Source organism: Streptomyces sp. NPDC052012 (assembly GCF_040689265.1).
Classification (GTDB): domain Bacteria; phylum Actinomycetota; class Actinomycetes; order Streptomycetales; family Streptomycetaceae; genus Streptomyces.
On record NZ_JBFAXA010000009.1, the window covers coordinates 134,247 to 152,059 of the forward strand.

Here is a 17,813-nt window from a genome sequence, read left to right on the forward strand (position 1 = left end):
TACGTAGACAGCCAGCCCGGAGGACCACGTGAACCTGCTGCTCGCGGAGGTGGCCCAGGCCACCCAGCGGCTCGCCGACGCCGGCGTGCCCTCGCCGCGCACCGACGCGGAGGAGCTCGCCGCGTTCGTGCACGGCGTCAAGCGCGGCGAGCTGCACAACGTGAAGGACTCCGACTTCGACGCCCGGTACTGGGAGGTCGTCGCCCGCCGGGAGGCCCGCGAACCGCTCCAGCACATCACCGGGCGCGCCTACTTCCGCTACCTGGAGCTCCAGGTCGGCCCCGGGGTGTTCGTGCCGCGGCCCGAGACCGAGTCGGTGGTCGGCTGGGCCATAGACGCGGTGCGCGCGATGGACGTCGTCGAGCCGTGCATCGTCGACCTGTGCACCGGCTCCGGCGCGATCGCGCTCGCGCTCGCCCAGGAGGTGCCCCGGTCGCGGGTGTACGCCGTCGAGCTGTCCGAGGACGCGCTGGTGTGGACCCGCAAGAACATGGAGGGGTCCAGGGTCGAGCTGCGTCAGGGCGACGCCCTGACGGCCTTCCCCGACCTCGATGGCCAGGTCGACCTGGTGATCTCCAACCCGCCGTACATCCCGCTGACCGAGTGGGAGTACGTCGCCCCCGAGGCCCGTGACTACGACCCGGGCATGGCGCTGTTCTCCGGCGAGGACGGCCTCGACCTGATCCGGGGCCTGGAGCGCACCGCGCACCGGCTGCTGCGCCCCGGCGGCGTGGTCGTCGTCGAGCACGCCGACACCCAGGGCGGCCAGGTGCCGTGGATCTTCGCCGAGGACCGCGGCTGGACCGACGCCGCCGACCATCCCGACCTGAACAACCGGCCCCGGTTCGCCACCGCCCGCAAGGCGCTGCCGTGAGCCGGCCGCAGACTTCAACCCCCCAGCAGCACGTGTACGAGGAGGCCCGCTAGATGGCTCGGCGATACGACACCAACGACGCGACCGACCGCGCGACCGGTCTGCGTGAGGCCGCCTCCGCCGTCCGCCGGGGCGAGCTCGTGGTGCTGCCGACGGACACCGTGTACGGCATCGGCGCGGACGCGTTCTCCTCCGAGGCCGTCGCCGATCTGCTCGCGGCGAAGGGCCGGGGCCGCAACATGCCCACGCCCGTCCTCATCGGCTCCCCGAACACCCTGCACGGCCTGGTCACCGACTTCTCCGAGCTGGCCTGGGAGCTGGTCGACGCGTTCTGGCCGGGCGCGCTGACGCTGGTCGCCAAGCACCAGCCGTCCCTGCAGTGGGACCTCGGCGACACCCGGGGCACGGTCGCCGTGCGGATGCCGCTGCACCCGGTCGCCATCGAGCTGCTCACCGAGGTCGGCCCCATGGCCGTCTCCTCCGCGAACCTGACCGGTCACCCGGCGCCGGAGAACTGTGACGCCGCGCAGGAGATGCTCGGCGACTCCGTCTCCGTGTACCTGGACGGCGGTCCGACGCCGGGCAACGTGCCCTCCTCGATCGTCGACGTCACGCGTCCCGTGCCGGTCCTGCTGCGCGAGGGAGCGCTCTCGCCGGACGAGCTGCGCAAGGTCGTACCCGACCTCGAGGTGGCGAATTGACGGCCCCTGAAGCGGGGCGTGGCATAGGCAACGGGGAAAGCAGCGCGGAGCAGACGACGACCTTCGGATTCCCGCGCGACACCTTCCGCATCCTCCACGTCAGCACCGGCAACGTGTGCCGCTCGCCGATCACCGAGCGGCTGACCCGGCATTTCGTGCAGCAGCGGCTGGGCATCCTGGGCGGCGGGCTGATCGTGGAGAGCGCGGGCACCTGGGGCCACGAGGGCGCGCCGATGGAGGCCCACGCGGAGACGGTGCTGGCCGAGTTCGGCGCGGACACCTCCGGCTTCGTGGGCCGCGAGCTGCTGGACGAGCACGTCATCCGGGCGGACCTGGTGCTGACCGCTACGCGGGACCATCGGGCGCAGGTGATCTCGATGGGGCACTCGGCCGGGCTGCGCACCTTCACGCTGAAGGAGTTCACCCGACTGGTGAACGCCATCGACCCGGCGACGCTGCCGCCGCTGGAGGACGGTCTGGTGATGCGCGCACGCGCCCTGGTCCGTGCGGCGGCGGCTCTACGCGGGTGGCTTCTGGCCCCGACGGCGGAGGCGGACGAGGTGTACGACCCGTACGGGGCGCCGCTGACGTTCTTCCGGTCGATCGGCGACGAGATACACGAGGCACTGGATCCGGTGGTGACGGCGCTGACGGGGGTGCCGGCGCGTACGTAGGTGGGCGGCGCGAGGCGTTGCGGGACGGCTGCCCGTGGCGGGCAACGGCGTACAGCCGTGGGCGCGGTGCAACAACGCGGGCGCAGCGCGTCTGCCGGGCCTACATTGGTCGTACGTCAGCGTCGACGTCCGGGAGTTCGTCATGACGGTCACCCATGCCCTAGAGGGCGATGTGCTGCGGCGGCAGGATCCCGAGCTCGCCGACATCCTGCTCGGGGAGCGTGAGCGGCAGGCGAGCACGCTGCAGCTGATCGCCGCCGAGAACTTCACCTCGCCGGCCGTGCTGGCCGCCCTGGGCTCGCCGCTGGCCAACAAGTACGCCGAGGGATACCCCGGCGCCCGTCACCACGGGGGCTGCGAGATCGTCGACGTCGCCGAGCGCCTCGCCGTCGAGCGGGCCAAGGCGCTGTTCGGGGCCGAGCACGCCAATGTGCAGGCCCATTCCGGGTCGTCCGCGGTGCTGGCCGCGTACGCGGCGCTGCTGCGGCCCGGTGACACCGTGCTCGCCCTCGGGCTGCCCTACGGCGGTCACCTCACGCACGGCTCGCCCGCGAACTTCTCCGGGCGGTGGTTCGACTTCGTCGGCTACGGCGTCGACGCCGAGTCCGGGCTCCTCGACCACGACCAGGTGCGCATGCTGGCCCGCACCCACCGGCCCAAGGCGATCGTCTGCGGGTCCATCGCCTACCCCCGCCACATCGACTACGCCTTCTTCCGCGAGATCGCCGACGAGGTGGGCGCGTATCTCATCGCCGACGCCGCCCATCCCATGGGACTCGTCGCCGGGGGAGCGGCGCCCAGCCCGGTGCCGTACGCCGACATCGTGTGCGCGACCACGCACAAGGTGCTGCGCGGTCCGCGCGGCGGTCTGATCCTCTGCGGCAGCGATCTGGCCGAGCGCGTCGACCGGGCCGTGTTCCCCTTCACGCAGGGCGGCGCCCAGATGCACACCATCGCCGCCAAGGCCGTCGCGTTCGGGGAGGCGGCGACACCGGCGTTCGCCGCGTACGCCCATCAGGTGGTCGCCAACGCCCGGGCGCTCGCCGCCGCGCTGGCCGCCGAGGGCATGGTCGTCACCACCGGTGGCACGGACACCCATCTGATCACCGCCGACCCGGCCCCGCTCGGCGTCGACGGGCGCACCGCACGCGGCCGGCTCGCGGCGGCGGGACTGGTGATGGACTGCTGCGCCCTGCCGCACGCCGACCTGCGCGGACTGCGCCTGGGCACGGCCGCGGTCACCACGCAGGGCATGGGGGTGGGGGAGATGAAGACGGTCGCGGCCCTGGTCGCCGGGGTGCTCCGGGGCGCCACGGACCCCGCTGTCGCACGGGAGGCGGTGCGGGAACTGGCCGTGAGATTCCCGCCGTACCCGGGCTGAGCCGGGGTAGGCGCACTCGCGTACACAGTCACGCGTGCAACCATCGTCGCTACCCGGAAGTCCCCACTCATATGCGCGCATCGCTAGGGTGTGGGGCTGTGATGGCCAGCGAGACCTGTGGGGAAGCCCGTGCGTGAATACCTCCTGACGCTCTGCACCACGGCCGCGGTGACGTACCTGCTGACAGGGCCGGTGCGCAAGTTCGCGATCGTGGCCGGGGCGATGCCGGAGATCCGGGCACGTGACGTGCACCGGGAACCCACTCCCCGGCTCGGCGGTATCGCGATGTTCTTCGGCCTGTGCGCGGGCCTGCTGGTCGCCGATCACCTCACCAACCTCAGCCAGCTCTTCGAGGAGTCCAACGAACCACGGGCGCTGCTCTCCGGAGCGGCGCTGATCTGGCTGATCGGTGTCCTGGACGACAAGTTCGAGATCGACGCCCTGATCAAGCTGGGCGGGCAGATGATCGCCGCCGGCGTGATGGTCATGCAGGGTCTGACGATCCTGTGGCTGCCGATCCCGGGTGTCGGCTCGGTCGCGCTCACCCAGTGGCAGGGCACCCTGCTCACCGTCGCGCTGGTCGTCATCACCATCAACGCGGTCAACTTCGTCGACGGCCTGGACGGTCTCGCGGCCGGCATGGTCTGCATCGCGGCGGCGGCGTTCTTCCTGTACGCCTACCGCATCTGGTACTCGTACGGCATCGAGGCCGCGGCCCCCGCGACGCTGTTCTCGGCGATCCTCATGGGCATGTGCCTGGGCTTCCTGCCGCACAACATGCACCCGGCGCGGATCTTCATGGGCGACTCGGGGTCCATGCTCATCGGGCTCGTCCTCGCCGCCGGGGCGATCTCGGTCACCGGGCAGGTCGACCCGGACGCGCTGAACCTGTACGTCGGCTCGGAGAAGGAGGCCGTGCACCAGACGGTGCCGGTCTACATCCCGCTGCTGCTGCCGCTGACGATCATCGCGGTGCCGGCGGCCGACCTGATCCTGGCGATCGTGCGGCGCACCTGGCGTGGCCAGTCCCCGTTCGCGGCGGACCGCGGGCACCTTCACCACCGGCTCCTGGAGATCGGCCACTCGCACAGCCGCGCGGTGCTGATCATGTACTTCTGGTCGGCGCTGATCGCCTTCGGCGCGCTCGCCTACTCGGTCAACTCGGCGTCCATGTGGATCGTGTTGAGCGTCGTCTTCCTCAGCGCGATCGGTCTCATCCTGCTTCTGCTGCCGCGCTTCACCCCGCGCACCCCGCGCTGGATGGAGGCGTTCGTCCCGCCCCGCTACCGCCGCGGCCGCCGCACCCCGGCCCACGCTCCGCACGCGTCGAGCCCGGCGGGCTCTCAGGCGGCGGACGGTCTCGACGCCCCGGCCCAGCCCCCCCGGGTCGCCGCGGGTGTGTCCGGCGTCAACGGCGCGACCGCCGTCGGCCCCCGCGCACGCTTGGCCGACCGGCGCAAGGCGGGCAGTTCCCGCTGACGGCCCGAGACCCCTGAGATCACGGTCAAGGTAAGAATCCGACTAGAGCATTGCCAAGTCGTGGGGCTGCTATGGGCTGGTGTTGGGGTACGAACCGCCCCAATACCAGACAAGTCGCCGCCGTTTCCGCTCAGACGCGCAGATTCACTCTCATGTGTGATGGTCAGCACACCCGACAGGTAAAGACTGCATCAAATAGTTTGTGATACCGTTCACGAGAACCCCGGATAGAGCCGAAGGACCGTAGTGCGACGGTCCATTGGTGTGAGGAATTCACACTCAGCCCGGGGGACTACGCTCGTCCATGACGACACCCCTGCCCCCTGTGAAAGCGGAGATGCCGCCATGCCGTCCAACGACGTCCGGAACCTACTGCAGTGCGCTGTGCCCACAGCCGCTGCCGGTGCGGTCGCCGTCGCCGTCAGCGGTGCGGTGGCCGGCGGCAAGGGTGCGCTCGGTGCGGCGATCGGCGCGGTCCTGGCGATCTTGTTCATGGGGATCGGCCTGTACGTGCTCCAGTGGACCGCAAAATCGCTCCCGCAGCTGTTCCAGGCCATGGGGCTGATGCTCTACGTCGCCCAGCTTCTGCTGCTTCTGATCTTCGTCGCCCTCTTCAAGGACACCTCTCTCTTCAACGCGAAGGCGTTCGCGATCTCGCTCGTCGTCGCGACCGTCGTGTGGATGGCTGCGCAGGCTCGTGCGCACATGAAGGCCAAGATCTTCTACGTCGACCCGGACTCAGCGAAGAGTGAGAAGCCCGAGAAGACAGGGCCGCCGTCGTGACGAGTAGGGGCGCGATAAAGGCCGGTGACAACTCCTGCTATCGTCCGGTGCCAACTGCGGCATCGCGGGCGCGGGCATCTGAGCTGACGCCTGCTCAATCGCGAGGCTCGATGCCCCTCAGCCGCCCCCACATCCGTAACACCAGTCCGGTGCCGACCCGCGGCTGCGCGCCGCGCCGACACAACGAGGTTGCCGTACCTATGCGTCACGCCGAAGGAGTCCGCGGTGAGTGCTGACCAGACCCAGCTCGCCTTTGACTGGAGCTGTCGGATCATGTCCGACAACGGGTGTGGTTTTCCGGCTCCGGGCCTGCACTCGTTCCTCTTCAAGCCGATCGCCACGATCGGGGGGTTCGAGTTCAACAAGGTGATGCTGCTCGCCCTCATCACCACTGCCCTCGTCATCACCTTCTTCTACGCGGCCTTCGGCAAGGCCAAGGTGGTTCCGGGCAAGGTCCAGATGATCGGCGAGGCCGGCTACGACTTCGTACGCCGCGGCATCGTCTACGAGACCCTCGGCAAGAAGGAGGGCGAGAAGTACGTCCCCCTCATGGTCTCGCTGTTCTTCTTCATCTGGATCATGAACATCTGGTCCGTGATCCCGCTGGCCCAGTTCCCGGTGTCGTCGATCATCGCCTACCCGATCGTTCTGGCGGCCGTCGTCTACATCCTGTGGATGTCGCTGACCTTCAAGCGGCACGGCTTCGTGGGCGGCTTCAAGAACCTCACCGGCTACGACAAGTCGCTCGGCGCGGTGCTGCCGCTGGTCATGATCATCGAGTTCTTCTCGAACACCCTGGTCCGGCCGTTCACGCACGCGGTGCGACTGTTCGCCAACATGTTCGCCGGTCACCTGATGCTGGTGATGTTCACCGTCGCCTCCTGGTACCTGCTGAACAGCTGGATGATCCCGGCCGCCGGAGTCTCCTTCGCGATGACGATGGCCATGATCCTCTTCGAGCTTTTCGTGCAGGCCGTCCAGGCGTACGTCTTCGTACTGCTGGCCTGCTCGTACATCCAGGGCGCTCTCGCCGAGCACCACTGAGCCCACCCCGCCCGTAAACCCCCAGTCGTCCGGTGGCCAACCCCCACCGGTCCGCAAAGAGAAGGAAGAAACAGCATGTCCGCTGTGCAGCTTGCCGCTGAGGTCACCGGCTCCCTCGGTTCGATCGGCTACGGCCTCGCCGCCATCGGCCCCGGCATCGGCGTCGGCATCATCTTCGGTAACGGCACCCAGGCCCTGGCCCGTCAGCCCGAGGCCGCCGGCCTGATCCGCGCCAACCAGATCCTCGGCTTCGCCTTCTGTGAGGCGCTCGCCCTCATCGGCATCGTCATGCCGTTCGTGTTCGGTCGCTAAGCCTTAGCCGCCCGACACTTTTCGACGAAAGGCACTGATGTGATCGCCAACCTGGTACAGCTGGCGGCCGAGGAGGAGCAGAGCCCGCTCGTTCCTCCGGGTCCCGAGCTGCTCGTCGGCACCATCGCCTTCGCCATCGTGTTCTTCTTCTTCTGGAAGAAGCTGCTTCCGAACATCAACAAGGTTCTGGAGGAGCGCCGCGCGGCGATCGAAGGCGGTATCGAAGAGGCCGAGGCCATGAAGGTCGAGGCCGAGAGCGTCCTTGAGCAGTACAAGGCACAGCTCGCCGAGGCCCGGCACGAGGCCGCGCGTCTGCGCCAGGAGGCGCAGGAGCAGGGTGCCGCGCTCATCGCCGAGATGCGTGCGGAAGGCCAGCGGCAGCGTGAGGAGATCATCGCCGCCGGTCACGCCCAGATCGAGGCAGACCGCAAGGCCGCCGCGTCCGCGCTGCGTCAGGACGTCGGCAAGCTCGCCACCGACCTGGCCGGCAAGCTCGTCGGCGAGTCCCTCGAGGACCACGCCCGGCAGAGCCGCGTGATCGACCGCTTCCTGGACGAGCTCGACCAGAAGGCCGAGGCCGCACGATGAACGGAGCGAGCCGCGAGGCCCTGGCAGCCGCACGTGAGCGTCTCGACGCGCTGACGGACTCCACGTCCGTGGACGCGGCCTCGCTCGCCGACGAGCTGGCCGCCGTCACCGCGCTGCTCGACCGCGAGGTGTCGCTGCGTCGGGTCCTCACCGACCCGGCGCAGGCCGGTGAGGCCAAGGCGGAGCTGGCCCAGCGCCTGCTCGGCTCGCAGGTCAGCGGCTCGGCCGTGGACCTGGTGGCCGGCATGGTGCGCTCCCGCTGGTCGCAGTCCCGCGACCTGGTGGACGCGCTGGAGGAGCTGGCGAACCTCGCCGACCTCACCGCCGCCCAGCAGGCGAGCACGCTCGACAACGTCGAGGACGAGCTGTTCCGGTTCGGCCGGATCGTCTCCGGCAGCACCGAGCTGCGCTCCGCACTGACCGACCGCAAGGCCACCGCCTCCGCCAAGAGCGAGCTGCTGCGCAGCCTGCTCGGGGGCAGGGCGAACGTGGTCACCGAGCGTCTGGTGACGCGTCTTGTGACCGCGCCCCGGGGACGTAGCCTGGAGTCGGGACTGGAGTCCCTGTCCAAGCTCGCCGCCGACCGCCGCAACCGCATGGTGGCCGTCGTCACCTCCGCGGTGCCGCTGAGCGACACGCAGAAGCAGCGCCTGGGCGCCGCCCTCGCGAAGCTCTACGGCCGCCAGATGCACCTCAACCTCGACGTGGACCCCTCGGTCGTCGGCGGGATCCGGGTGCAGATCGGCGACGAGGTCATCAACGGCTCCCTCGCGGACCGGCTGGAAGACGCGAGCCGCCGGCTGGCGAGCTAGCAGCAATTTCATACGCAGACACGCAGTACGTACCTACGGCCCTGGTTGGGCCGTGCAGAGGATTCACCTCCTGTTGGGGGGAGTCCCCATCCCCCCAAAGTGAAACTTCGGGCCCAACAAGGAGAGCAGGGAACTCAGATGGCGGAGCTCACGATCCGGCCGGAGGAGATCCGGGACGCGCTGGAGAACTTCGTCCAGTCGTACAAGCCGGACGCGGCCTCGCGCGAGGAGGTCGGTACGGTCACCCTTGCCGGCGACGGCATCGCGAAGGTCGAGGGCCTGCCCTCGGCCATGGCCAACGAGCTGCTGAAGTTCGAGGACGGCACCCTCGGCCTCGCCCTCAACCTCGAGGAGCGCGAGATCGGTGCCATCGTCCTCGGTGAGTTCAGCGGCATCGAGGAGGGCCAGCCGGTCACCCGCACCGGCGAGGTTCTGTCCGTCGCGGTCGGCGAGGGCTACCTCGGCCGAGTGGTCGACCCGCTCGGCAACCCGATCGACGGCCTCGGCGAGATCGAGACCGAGGGCCGCCGCGCCCTCGAACTGCAGGCCCCCACGGTCATGCAGCGCAAGTCGGTGCACGAGCCGATGGAGACCGGCTACAAGGCCGTCGACGCCATGACCCCGATCGGCCGTGGTCAGCGTCAGCTGATCATCGGCGACCGCCAGACCGGCAAGACCGCCCTGGCCGTCGACACGATCATCAACCAGCGTGACAACTGGCGCACCGGCGACCCGAAGAAGCAGGTCCGCTGCATCTACGTCGCCATCGGCCAGAAGGGCTCCACCATCGCGTCGGTCCGCCGCGCGCTGGAGGAGAACGGCGCGCTGGAGTACACGACCATCGTCGCCGCCCCGGCGTCCGACCCGGCCGGCTTCAAGTACCTGGCGCCCTACACCGGGTCCGCCATCGGCCAGCACTGGATGTACCAGGGCAAGCACGTCCTGATCATCTTCGACGACCTGTCGAAGCAGGCCGACGCCTACCGCGCCGTGTCGCTGCTGCTGCGCCGCCCGCCGGGCCGCGAGGCCTACCCGGGTGACGTCTTCTACCTGCACTCCCGGCTGCTGGAGCGCTGCGCGAAGCTCTCCGACGACATGGGTGCCGGCTCGATGACCGGTCTGCCGATCGTCGAGACCAAGGCCAACGACGTCTCGGCGTTCATCCCGACCAACGTCATCTCCATCACCGACGGCCAGTGCTTCCTGGAGTCGGACCTGTTCAACGCCGGTCAGCGCCCCGCGCTGAACGTCGGTATCTCCGTCTCCCGAGTCGGTGGTTCCGCGCAGCACAAGGCGATGAAGCAGGTCTCCGGTCGTCTCCGTGTCGACCTCGCCCAGTTCCGTGAGCTGGAGGCGTTCGCCGCCTTCGGTTCCGACCTGGACGCCGCGTCGAAGGCGCAGCTGGAGCGCGGTCAGCGCATGGTCGAGCTGCTCAAGCAGGACCAGTACCAGCCGATGGCCACCGAGGACCAGGTCGTCTCCGTCTGGGCCGGCACCACCGGCAAGATGGACGACGTGCCGGTCGCCGACATCCGCCGCTTCGAGAAGGAGCTGCTGGAGTACCTGCACCGCAAGGAGCAGGGCCTGATGACCTCCATCAAGGAGGGCGGCAAGATGTCCGACGACACCCTGCAGGCCGTGGCCGAGGCGATCGCGGACTTCAAGAAGCAGTTCGAGACGAGCGACGGCAAGCTGCTCGGCGAGGACGCTCCTGCCGCCCCGAAGGCGACCAGCGCCTCCAAGTGACGTAAGGAAGGGACCTGACTCATGGGAGCCCAGCTCCGGGTCTACAAGCGTCGCATCCGATCCGTCACCGCGACCAAGAAGATCACGAAGGCGATGGAGATGATCGCCGCCTCGCGCGTCGTCAAGGCGCAGCGCAAGGTGGCGGCCTCCACGCCGTACGCGCGGGAACTGACCCGCGCGGTCACGGCGGTCGGTACCGGTTCGAACACCAAGCACCCGCTGACCACGGAGGCGGAGAACCCGAGCCGTGCCGCGGTCCTGCTCCTCACGAGCGACCGCGGTCTGGCCGGTGCCTTCAACGCCAACGCCATCAAGTCGGCGGAGCAGCTGACCGAGCGCCTGGAGCGCGAGGGCAAGCAGGTCGACACGTACATCGTCGGCCGGCGCGGTGTCGCCCACTACAACTTCCGTGAGCGCAAGGTCGCGGAGTCGTTCACGGGCTTCACCGACGAGCCCTCGTACGCGGACGCGAAGAAGGTCGCGGCCCCGCTGATCGAGGCGATCGAGAAGGACACGGCGGAGGGCGGCGTGGACGAGCTCCACATCGTCTACACCGAGTTCGTCTCGATGATGACGCAGACGGCGGTGGACTCCCGGATGCTTCCGCTGCGCCTCGAAGAGGTCGCCGAGGAGGCCGCCCCTAAGGGCGAGATCCTGCCGCTGTACGACTTCGAGCCCTCGGCGGAGGACGTCCTCGACGCCCTGCTGCCGCGCTATGTGGAGAGCCGTGTCTACAACGCGCTGCTCCAGTCGGCCGCTTCGAAGCACGCCGCCACGCGGCGCGCGATGAAGTCGGCCACCGACAACGCGGGCGAGCTCATCGAGACTCTCACCCGGCTTGCCAACCAGGCCCGCCAGGCCGAAATCACCCAGGAAATCAGCGAGATCGTCGGTGGCGCCAGTGCCCTGGCCGACGCGACCGCGGGGAGTGACCGATAATGACCACCACTGTTGAGACCGCGACGGCTACGGGCCGCGTCGCCCGGGTCATCGGCCCGGTCGTCGACGTGGAGTTCCCCGTCGACGCGATGCCGGACATCTACCAGGCTCTGCACGTCGAGGTCTCCGACCCGGCGAACGCGGGCGAGAAGAAGACGCTGACCCTCGAGGTCGCCCAGCACCTGGGTGACGGCCTGGTCCGCGCCATCTCCATGCAGCCCACCGACGGTCTGGTCCGCCAGGCCCCGGTGATCAACACCGGCGCCCCGATCACCGTGCCGGTCGGCGACTTCACCAAGGGCAAGGTGTTCAACACCCTCGGTGAGGTGCTGAACGTCGACGCGAAGTACGACGGGGAGCGCTGGCCGATCCACCGCAAGGCGCCGAACTTCGACGAGCTCGAGTCGAAGACCGAGATGTTCGAGACCGGCGTCAAGGTCATCGACCTGCTGACCCCGTACGTCAAGGGCGGCAAGATCGGTCTGTTCGGCGGCGCCGGCGTCGGCAAGACGGTGCTCATCCAGGAGATGATCTACCGCGTCGCCAACAACCACGACGGTGTGTCGGTGTTCGCCGGTGTCGGTGAGCGCACCCGTGAGGGCAACGACCTCATCGACGAGATGAGCGAGTCGGGCGTCATCGACAAGACCGCGCTGGTCTTCGGCCAGATGGACGAGCCCCCGGGCACCCGTCTGCGCGTGGCCCTGGCCGGCCTGACCATGGCGGAGTACTTCCGCGATGTGCAGAAGCAGGACGTGCTGTTCTTCATCGACAACATCTTCCGCTTCACCCAGGCCGGTTCCGAGGTGTCGACCCTGCTCGGCCGTATGCCCTCCGCGGTGGGCTACCAGCCGAACCTGGCCGACGAGATGGGTCTCCTCCAGGAGCGCATCACCTCGACCCGTGGTCACTCGATCACCTCGATGCAGGCGATCTACGTCCCCGCGGACGACCTGACCGACCCGGCCCCGGCCACCACCTTCGCCCACCTCGACGCGACGACGGTTCTCTCCCGTCCGATCTCCGAGAAGGGCATCTACCCGGCCGTGGACCCGCTGGACTCCACGTCCCGCATCCTCGACCCGCGCTACATCACGCGTGAGCACTACGACGCGGCGATGCGCGTGAAGAACATCCTGCAGAAGTACAAGGACCTCCAGGACATCATCGCGATCCTCGGTATCGACGAGCTGGGCGAGGAGGACAAGCTCGTCGTCCACCGTGCCCGTCGCGTGGAGCGCTTCCTGTCCCAGAACACCCACGTCGCCAAGCAGTTCACCGGCGTGGACGGTTCGGACGTGCCGCTGGACGAGTCGATCGCCGCGTTCAACGCGATCTGCGACGGTGAGTACGACCACTTCCCGGAGCAGGCGTTCTTCATGTGCGGTGGCATCGAGGACCTGAAGAAGAACGCGAAGGAGCTGGGCGTCTCCTGAGCACCAGCTCACCGTGAGCCTGTGACGGTTCACACCTGAGGGGGCGGGCGCGTCCCGCCCCCTCACCACGCCCCTTAGACTTGTAACCAACACCCGGCAGTCCCGCCGGGTGGTGACCCGAGGAGCCACCTTGGCTGCTGAGCTGCACGTCGCGCTGGTCGCGGCCGACCGAGAGGTCTGGTCCGGCGAGGCCACCCTGGTCGTCGCGCGCACCACGTCCGGCGACATCGGCGTCATGCCCGGTCACCAGCCGCTGCTCGGTGTGCTGGAGTCGGGCCCGGTGACCATCCGTACGAGTGACGGTGGAACGGTCGTCGCCGCGGTGCACGGCGGTTTCATCTCGTTCGCGGACAACAAGCTGTCGCTGCTGGCGGAGATCGCCGAGCTGGCCGACGAGATCGACGTCCAGAGCGCGGAGCAGGAGCTGGCCCGCGCGAAGGCCGAGGACGACGCCGCGGCCCAGCGCCGCGCGGACGTCCGACTGCGCGCGGCTTCGGCGGCGCGCTGACACCAAGCGGTGTCATGACGTAACTCAGCCGCGGTCGGCACCGGAGTGATCCGGAGCCGGCCGCGGCTGAGGCAGATATGGATGATTTTTACGTTCCGTTATCTAGGCAGACGAGGAGGTCGGTGTCGATGGTCCTCGCTCTGACTGTGTGCGGAATTGTCGTGGCGCTCGTGGTCGTGGGGCTCTTCGTCTTCGGACTGCGCCGCCGGCTCATCCAGCGTTCCGGCGGTACCTTCGACTGCAGCCTGCGCTGGGACGCCCCCGAGCAGGGCGACGGCGGAGGCAAGGGCTGGGCCTACGGCGTGGCCCGCTACAACGGCGACCGGGTCGAGTGGTTCCGGGTCTTCTCCTACGCTCCCCGTCCGCGCCGCATCCTGGAGCGTTCCGCGATCGAGGTGGCCGGCCGCCGCGTCCCCGAGGGCGAGGAGGAGCTGGCGCTGCTGTCCGACGCGGTGATCCTCGCCTGTCTCCACCGGGGCACACGGCTCGAGCTGGCGATGAGCGAAGACGCGCTGACCGGTTTTCTCGCGTGGCTTGAGGCAGCTCCGCCCGGACAGCGAGTGAATGTGGCGTAGCCACATTCACTCGCTGGGTGGGGGTCCCCCCGGACGAAGTCTGGGGGAGCGTCAATGTCGCCTAGTACTGCTGGTCCTGCTTGAGATCTACTTCAGGCCGCTGTCGATGGCGCTCACCAGCTCGCCGTTCGCGGTGTCCCCGCTGAACTCCCAGAAGAACGCGCCGCCCAGGCCCTGGGTCTTGGACCAGGACATCTTCGACTTCACGGTCGCCGGGGTGTCGTAGGACCACCAGTTGCTGCCGCAGTGGGCGTAGGCCGTGCCGGCGATGGTGCCGGTCGCCGGGCAGCTGTTCTTGAGGACCTTGTAGTCCTCGATGCCCGCCTCGTAGGTGCCGGTCGCCGGGCCGGTGGCCGTGCCGCCGGGGGCGGACTGGGTGACGCCGGTCCAGCCGCGGCCATAGAAGCCGATGCCGAGCAGCAGCTTCTTCGCCGGCACGCCCTTCGCCTTGAACTTCGCGATCGCCTCCGCGGAGTTGAAGCCCTGCTGCGGGATGCCGTCGTACGAGGTCAGCGGCGAGTGCGGGGCGGTGGGGCCGTTCTTCGCCCAGGCGCCGAAGAAGTCGTACGTCATCACGTTGTACCAGTCGATGTACGGTGCGGCCGGGCCGTAGTCGGCGGCGTCGATCTTGCCGCCCTCGGAGGCGTCGGCGGTGACGGCCGCGGTGACCAGGGCGTCGTTGCCGAACTCGGCCCGCATGGCCTTCATCATGCTGCTGAAGGCGTTCTTCGCGCTGGTGGTGTCGCAGCTGAGACCGCAGGCGTTCGGGTACTCCCAGTCCAGGTCGATGCCGTCGAAGACATCGGCCCAGCGCGGGTCCTCGACCAGGTCATGACAGGACTTGGCGAAGGCGGCCGGATTCTTCACCGCGTCGGGGAAGCCGCCGGACCACGTCCACCCGCCGAACGACCACAGCACCTTGATGTGCGGGTACTGCGCCTTCAGCTTGCGCAGCTGGTTGAAGTTGCCGCGCAGCGGCTGGTCCCAGGTGTCGGCCTTGCCGTCGACGGACTGGTCGGCGGTGTAGGCCTTGTCGTAGTCGGCGTAGGCGTCGCCGATGGTGCACTTGCCGCCCTGGACGTTGCCGAAGGCGTAGTTGATGTGCGTGATCTTCGCCGCGGAGCCGGAGGTGACCAGGTTCTTCACGTGGTAGTTGCGCCCGTAGACGCCCCAGTTGGTGAAGTAGCCGAGCTTGACCTTGTCGCCGGTGGGCGGCGGCTCGTCGGGGGTGCCGGTGGTGCGGACCTTGACGGCGCCGCTGGCCGGGCCGGTCTGGTCGGCGGTGTCGCGGGCCTGGACCGTGTACGAGTAGTCGGTGCCCTTGCTGAGTCCGGTGTCCGTGTACGACGTGGAGGTCACGGTGGCGACCTTGGCGCCGTCGCGCAGGACGTCGTAGTTCTTGATGCCCTTGTCGTCGGTGGCCGCGGACCAGGACAGCTTCACCGAGGTGTCGGTGATGCCCGAGGCGGTGGGGGTGCCGGGCGCCGAGGGTGCCGCGTCGCCGGGGACCTCGGGGCCGCCGTCGCAGCTGCCGCCGTTGAGCTTGCAGCCGGTGGGGGAGCCGGAGCCGCTGCCGTTGAACCCGAAGGTGACGGACGCCCCGGGGGCGAGGGTGCCGTTCCAGCCGACGTTCTTGGCGGTCCAGTGGTCACCGGAGTTGGTGACGGTGGCGTCCCAGGCGGAGGTGACCTTGGTGCCGGAGGGGAAGTCCCACTCGACGGTCCAGGAGTTGATGGTGGTGGTGCCGGTGTTCTTCACCGTCCACTTGCCCTCGAAGCCGGAACCCCAGTCCTGGGTCTTGGCGTAGGTGGCGGTCGCGGAGGTCGCGGCCTGGGCGGGGCTCGCGAGGGCGACCAGTCCGGAGAGGGGGAGTGCCAGGGTCGCGATCCCTGCGGCGACTCTGTGTCTGAAGCGCATGCGCGCCTCCTTTTGAGGATGTTGGGAGCGTGACTGAGCCTTCACGCTCGCAGTGCCGCGAGAATAGAAAGGTCTGGACCACGGGTCAATAGGTCTGGACCACTACCCTCGGGGCGGGCTCAGATCCCCAACTCCTGCGCGAGCACCGCCGCTTGCACCCGGCTGCGCAGCCCAAGCTTCCCCAGCAGGCGGCTGACGTGCGTCTTCACCGTCGCCTCCGCCATGTCCAGCCGCGCGGCGACATCCGCGTTGGACAGCCCTTCGCCGAGACAGGACAGCACCTCGCGCTCCCGGCGCGTCAGTGACTCCAGCACCGCCGGATCGACCGCCGGTTCCCGCGCCGTCGGCTTCGCCGCGAACTCGGCGATCAGCCGCCGGGTGACGGCCGGGGCGACGATCCCCTCACCGCGCGCCACCGTCCGCACCGCGGTGATCAGATCCTTCGCCTCGGTGTTCTTCAGCAGGAACCCCGCGGCCCCGGCCCGCAGCGCGCCGAAGACGTACTCGTCTAGGTCGAAGGTGGTCAGCACCAGCACGTCGGCCAGCCCTTCCCCGACCACCTGCCGGGTCGCCGACACCCCGTCCAGACGCGGCATCTGAACGTCCATCAGCACCAGGTCCGGCCGCAGGTCCCGGGCGAGCGCCACCGCCTCCTCGCCGTCCCCCGCCTCGCCGACCACCTCGATGTCGGGCGCGCTGCGCAGGATCAGCACCAGCCCGGCACGGACGGCGGACTGGTCCTCGGCGACCAGGACGCGGATCATTCACTCTCTCCTCGATCGATGACGGTGTCGGTGACGGGCAGGGTGGCGCGGACGACCCAGATCTTGCCGTGCGGACCGTCCTCCGGACCCGCGTCGAACGTGCCGTGCAGCAGCGCCGCCCGCTCCCGCATCCCCACCAGGCCGGCGCCGGAACCCGGTGCGCGCGGCGCGTCCCGGCCGCCGTAGGGGCTGGTGACCCGGACGTCGAGAGCGCCGTCGCGCTGCCGCAGCCACACCGAGACCCGCCCCTTCTCGCCGTGCTTGAGAGCGTTGGTCAGCGACTCCTGCACGATCCTGTACGCGGCCAGTTCCACCGGCGCGGGCACGGAGTCGTGCTCGGCGTCGAGGCCGACGTCCAGGCCGTTGGCGCGGGCGCCGTCCACCAGGGCGGCGAGGCCGTCGAGGGTCGGCGTGGCCGCCGGTTCCCGGTCGTCGGCGCCGTCGCGCAGGATGCCGATGAGGCGGCGCATCTCGGACAGCCCCTGCACGCTGTTCTCCCGGATCACGGTGAGGGCCTCACGGGAGGTCCGGTCGTCGTCCAGGGAGAGCGCGGCCGTGGAGTGGATGGCGATGGCGGAGAGGTGGTTGGCCACCATGTCGTGCAACTCCCTCGCCATGCGGGCGCGTTCCGCGGTGACCGCCTGGGTGCGGTCCATCTCGGCCAGCAGCGCGGTCTGTTCGGCGCGCAGCAGCGCCGCGTCCGCGGCCTCGCGGTGATTGCGCACGATCAGACCGGTCGACGCCGGGGCGAAGGAGACGATGCCGATGGCGACCCCGATCAGCAGTGCCTCGGGCACCCGCCACACCGCGTACGGCACGAGCGTGCCGGCGATGGACAGCAGGCCCGTGATCACCGGGATGCGGCGGGCGGAGCCGGGCGGGCCGTACAGGACCGCGGCGTACATCAGGTCGGTGTACATCAGGACCGTGACGAGGCTGCCCTGGGTGAGGAGGTCCCCGATCAGGGCGAGCGTGCCGACGAGCAGACCGGTGCGCGGGGCGGACCGGCGCAGCAGCTCGCAGCAGGCGGTCACGGTGAGCGGCAGCAGGATCGGCCAGCGGCCGTCGAACAGCACGATCGGCTCGTCGGCCGGCCGGGTGCCCAGCCCGATGCCCCACAGCAGCAGTCCGCCGAGCAGCCCGGCGAGCGCGGCCCACGCGTCGAACCGGTGGGGACGGGGGAGTCGTACGGCCATGGCACCATCCAACACGGTGCGCGCACCGGTCGCCTGATGCCCGCGGACGGTCCTGGACTGCATCCTTCGATGTACCGCGAGTTC

The 17,813-nt window shown here is 69.3% G+C and carries 18 protein-coding genes; 15 read left to right on the plus strand and 3 right to left on the minus strand.

All coding sequences use genetic code 11. The features are described 5' to 3' along the window. Positions 1 to 28: 28 nt before the first annotated feature. The 15 genes from prmC (at position 29) to AB0412_RS17965 (ending at position 13,852) form a co-directional block, all read left to right on the plus strand. The gene (gene prmC / locus AB0412_RS17895; protein ID WP_260826562.1) at positions 29 to 874 is read left to right on the plus strand and encodes a peptide chain release factor N(5)-glutamine methyltransferase; all 846 of its coding nucleotides are present in this window, start codon (positions 29 to 31) and stop codon (positions 872 to 874) included. A gap of 53 nt (positions 875 to 927) precedes the next feature. Further along, positions 928 to 1,575 carry an L-threonylcarbamoyladenylate synthase gene (locus AB0412_RS17900; RefSeq protein ID WP_260826561.1) on the plus strand — a complete coding sequence of 216 codons (648 nt, stop codon included), beginning with the start codon at positions 928 to 930 and terminating at the stop codon, positions 1,573 to 1,575. Next, positions 1,572 to 2,249, plus strand: a complete 678-nt coding sequence (locus AB0412_RS17905; protein WP_366403512.1) for a protein-tyrosine-phosphatase — start codon at positions 1,572 to 1,574, stop codon at positions 2,247 to 2,249. Before AB0412_RS17900 ends, AB0412_RS17905 begins: the two co-directional genes overlap by 4 nt. A gap of 142 nt (positions 2,250 to 2,391) precedes the next feature. After that, entirely contained in the window at positions 2,392 to 3,630 is a 1,239-nt protein-coding gene (glyA, locus tag AB0412_RS17910; RefSeq protein ID WP_366403513.1) for a serine hydroxymethyltransferase, read from the plus strand. 129 nt (positions 3,631 to 3,759) lie between these two features. Then, positions 3,760 to 5,109 carry an MraY family glycosyltransferase gene (locus AB0412_RS17915; RefSeq protein WP_366403514.1) on the plus strand — a complete coding sequence of 450 codons (1,350 nt, stop codon included), beginning with the start codon at positions 3,760 to 3,762 and terminating at the stop codon, positions 5,107 to 5,109. 345 nt (positions 5,110 to 5,454) lie between these two features. Then, a complete protein-coding gene (locus tag AB0412_RS17920) occupies positions 5,455 to 5,892 on the plus strand; it encodes a hypothetical protein (protein WP_260826557.1) in 438 nt (145 codons plus the stop codon). A gap of 273 nt (positions 5,893 to 6,165) precedes the next feature. Further along, the gene (gene atpB / locus AB0412_RS17925) at positions 6,166 to 6,936 is read left to right on the plus strand and encodes a F0F1 ATP synthase subunit A (RefSeq protein ID WP_366403583.1); all 771 of its coding nucleotides are present in this window, start codon (positions 6,166 to 6,168) and stop codon (positions 6,934 to 6,936) included. 75 nt (positions 6,937 to 7,011) lie between these two features. Beyond that, entirely contained in the window at positions 7,012 to 7,248 is a 237-nt protein-coding gene (gene atpE / locus AB0412_RS17930) for an ATP synthase F0 subunit C (protein ID WP_260826556.1), read from the plus strand. Positions 7,249 to 7,287: 39 nt separating this feature from the next. Next, the gene (locus AB0412_RS17935) at positions 7,288 to 7,836 is read left to right on the plus strand and encodes a F0F1 ATP synthase subunit B (RefSeq protein ID WP_366403515.1); all 549 of its coding nucleotides are present in this window, start codon (positions 7,288 to 7,290) and stop codon (positions 7,834 to 7,836) included. Continuing rightward, positions 7,833 to 8,648 carry a F0F1 ATP synthase subunit delta gene (locus AB0412_RS17940; RefSeq protein WP_366403516.1) on the plus strand — a complete coding sequence of 272 codons (816 nt, stop codon included), beginning with the start codon at positions 7,833 to 7,835 and terminating at the stop codon, positions 8,646 to 8,648. The genes AB0412_RS17935 and AB0412_RS17940 overlap by 4 nt, the downstream gene beginning before the upstream one ends. 138 nt (positions 8,649 to 8,786) lie before the next feature. Then, complete coding sequence (gene atpA / locus AB0412_RS17945) at positions 8,787 to 10,394, plus strand: F0F1 ATP synthase subunit alpha (protein ID WP_366403517.1); 1,608 nt, start codon at positions 8,787 to 8,789, stop codon at positions 10,392 to 10,394. A 21-nt stretch (positions 10,395 to 10,415) separates the two neighbouring features. After that, a complete protein-coding gene (locus AB0412_RS17950) occupies positions 10,416 to 11,333 on the plus strand; it encodes a F0F1 ATP synthase subunit gamma (protein WP_366403518.1) in 918 nt (305 codons plus the stop codon). Then, entirely contained in the window at positions 11,333 to 12,769 is a 1,437-nt protein-coding gene (gene atpD, locus AB0412_RS17955) for a F0F1 ATP synthase subunit beta (RefSeq protein ID WP_366403519.1), read from the plus strand. Before AB0412_RS17950 ends, atpD begins: the two co-directional genes overlap by 1 nt. A gap of 130 nt (positions 12,770 to 12,899) precedes the next feature. Then, positions 12,900 to 13,277, plus strand: coding sequence for a F0F1 ATP synthase subunit epsilon (locus AB0412_RS17960; protein WP_366403520.1), 378 nt, complete (start codon positions 12,900 to 12,902; stop codon positions 13,275 to 13,277). 128 nt (positions 13,278 to 13,405) lie between these two features. Next, positions 13,406 to 13,852, plus strand: coding sequence for a DUF2550 domain-containing protein (locus AB0412_RS17965; protein WP_366403521.1), 447 nt, complete (start codon positions 13,406 to 13,408; stop codon positions 13,850 to 13,852). Between the two features lie 87 nt (positions 13,853 to 13,939). Here AB0412_RS17965 and AB0412_RS17970 read toward each other — a convergent pair whose 3' ends face one another. The 3 genes from AB0412_RS17970 to AB0412_RS17980 form a co-directional block, all read right to left on the minus strand. Then, positions 13,940 to 15,769, minus strand: a complete 1,830-nt coding sequence (locus AB0412_RS17970) for a glycoside hydrolase family 18 chitinase (RefSeq protein ID WP_366403522.1) — start codon at positions 15,767 to 15,769, stop codon at positions 13,940 to 13,942. 119 nt (positions 15,770 to 15,888) lie between these two features. Then, positions 15,889 to 16,533 (minus strand): response regulator transcription factor, encoded by a 645-nt coding sequence (locus AB0412_RS17975; protein ID WP_366403523.1) that lies wholly within the window; start codon positions 16,531 to 16,533, stop codon positions 15,889 to 15,891. Beyond that, positions 16,530 to 17,729 carry a histidine kinase gene (locus tag AB0412_RS17980; protein WP_366403524.1) on the minus strand — a complete coding sequence of 400 codons (1,200 nt, stop codon included), beginning with the start codon at positions 17,727 to 17,729 and terminating at the stop codon, positions 16,530 to 16,532. Before AB0412_RS17980 ends, AB0412_RS17975 begins: the two co-directional genes overlap by 4 nt. Positions 17,730 to 17,813: the final 84 nt, after the last annotated feature.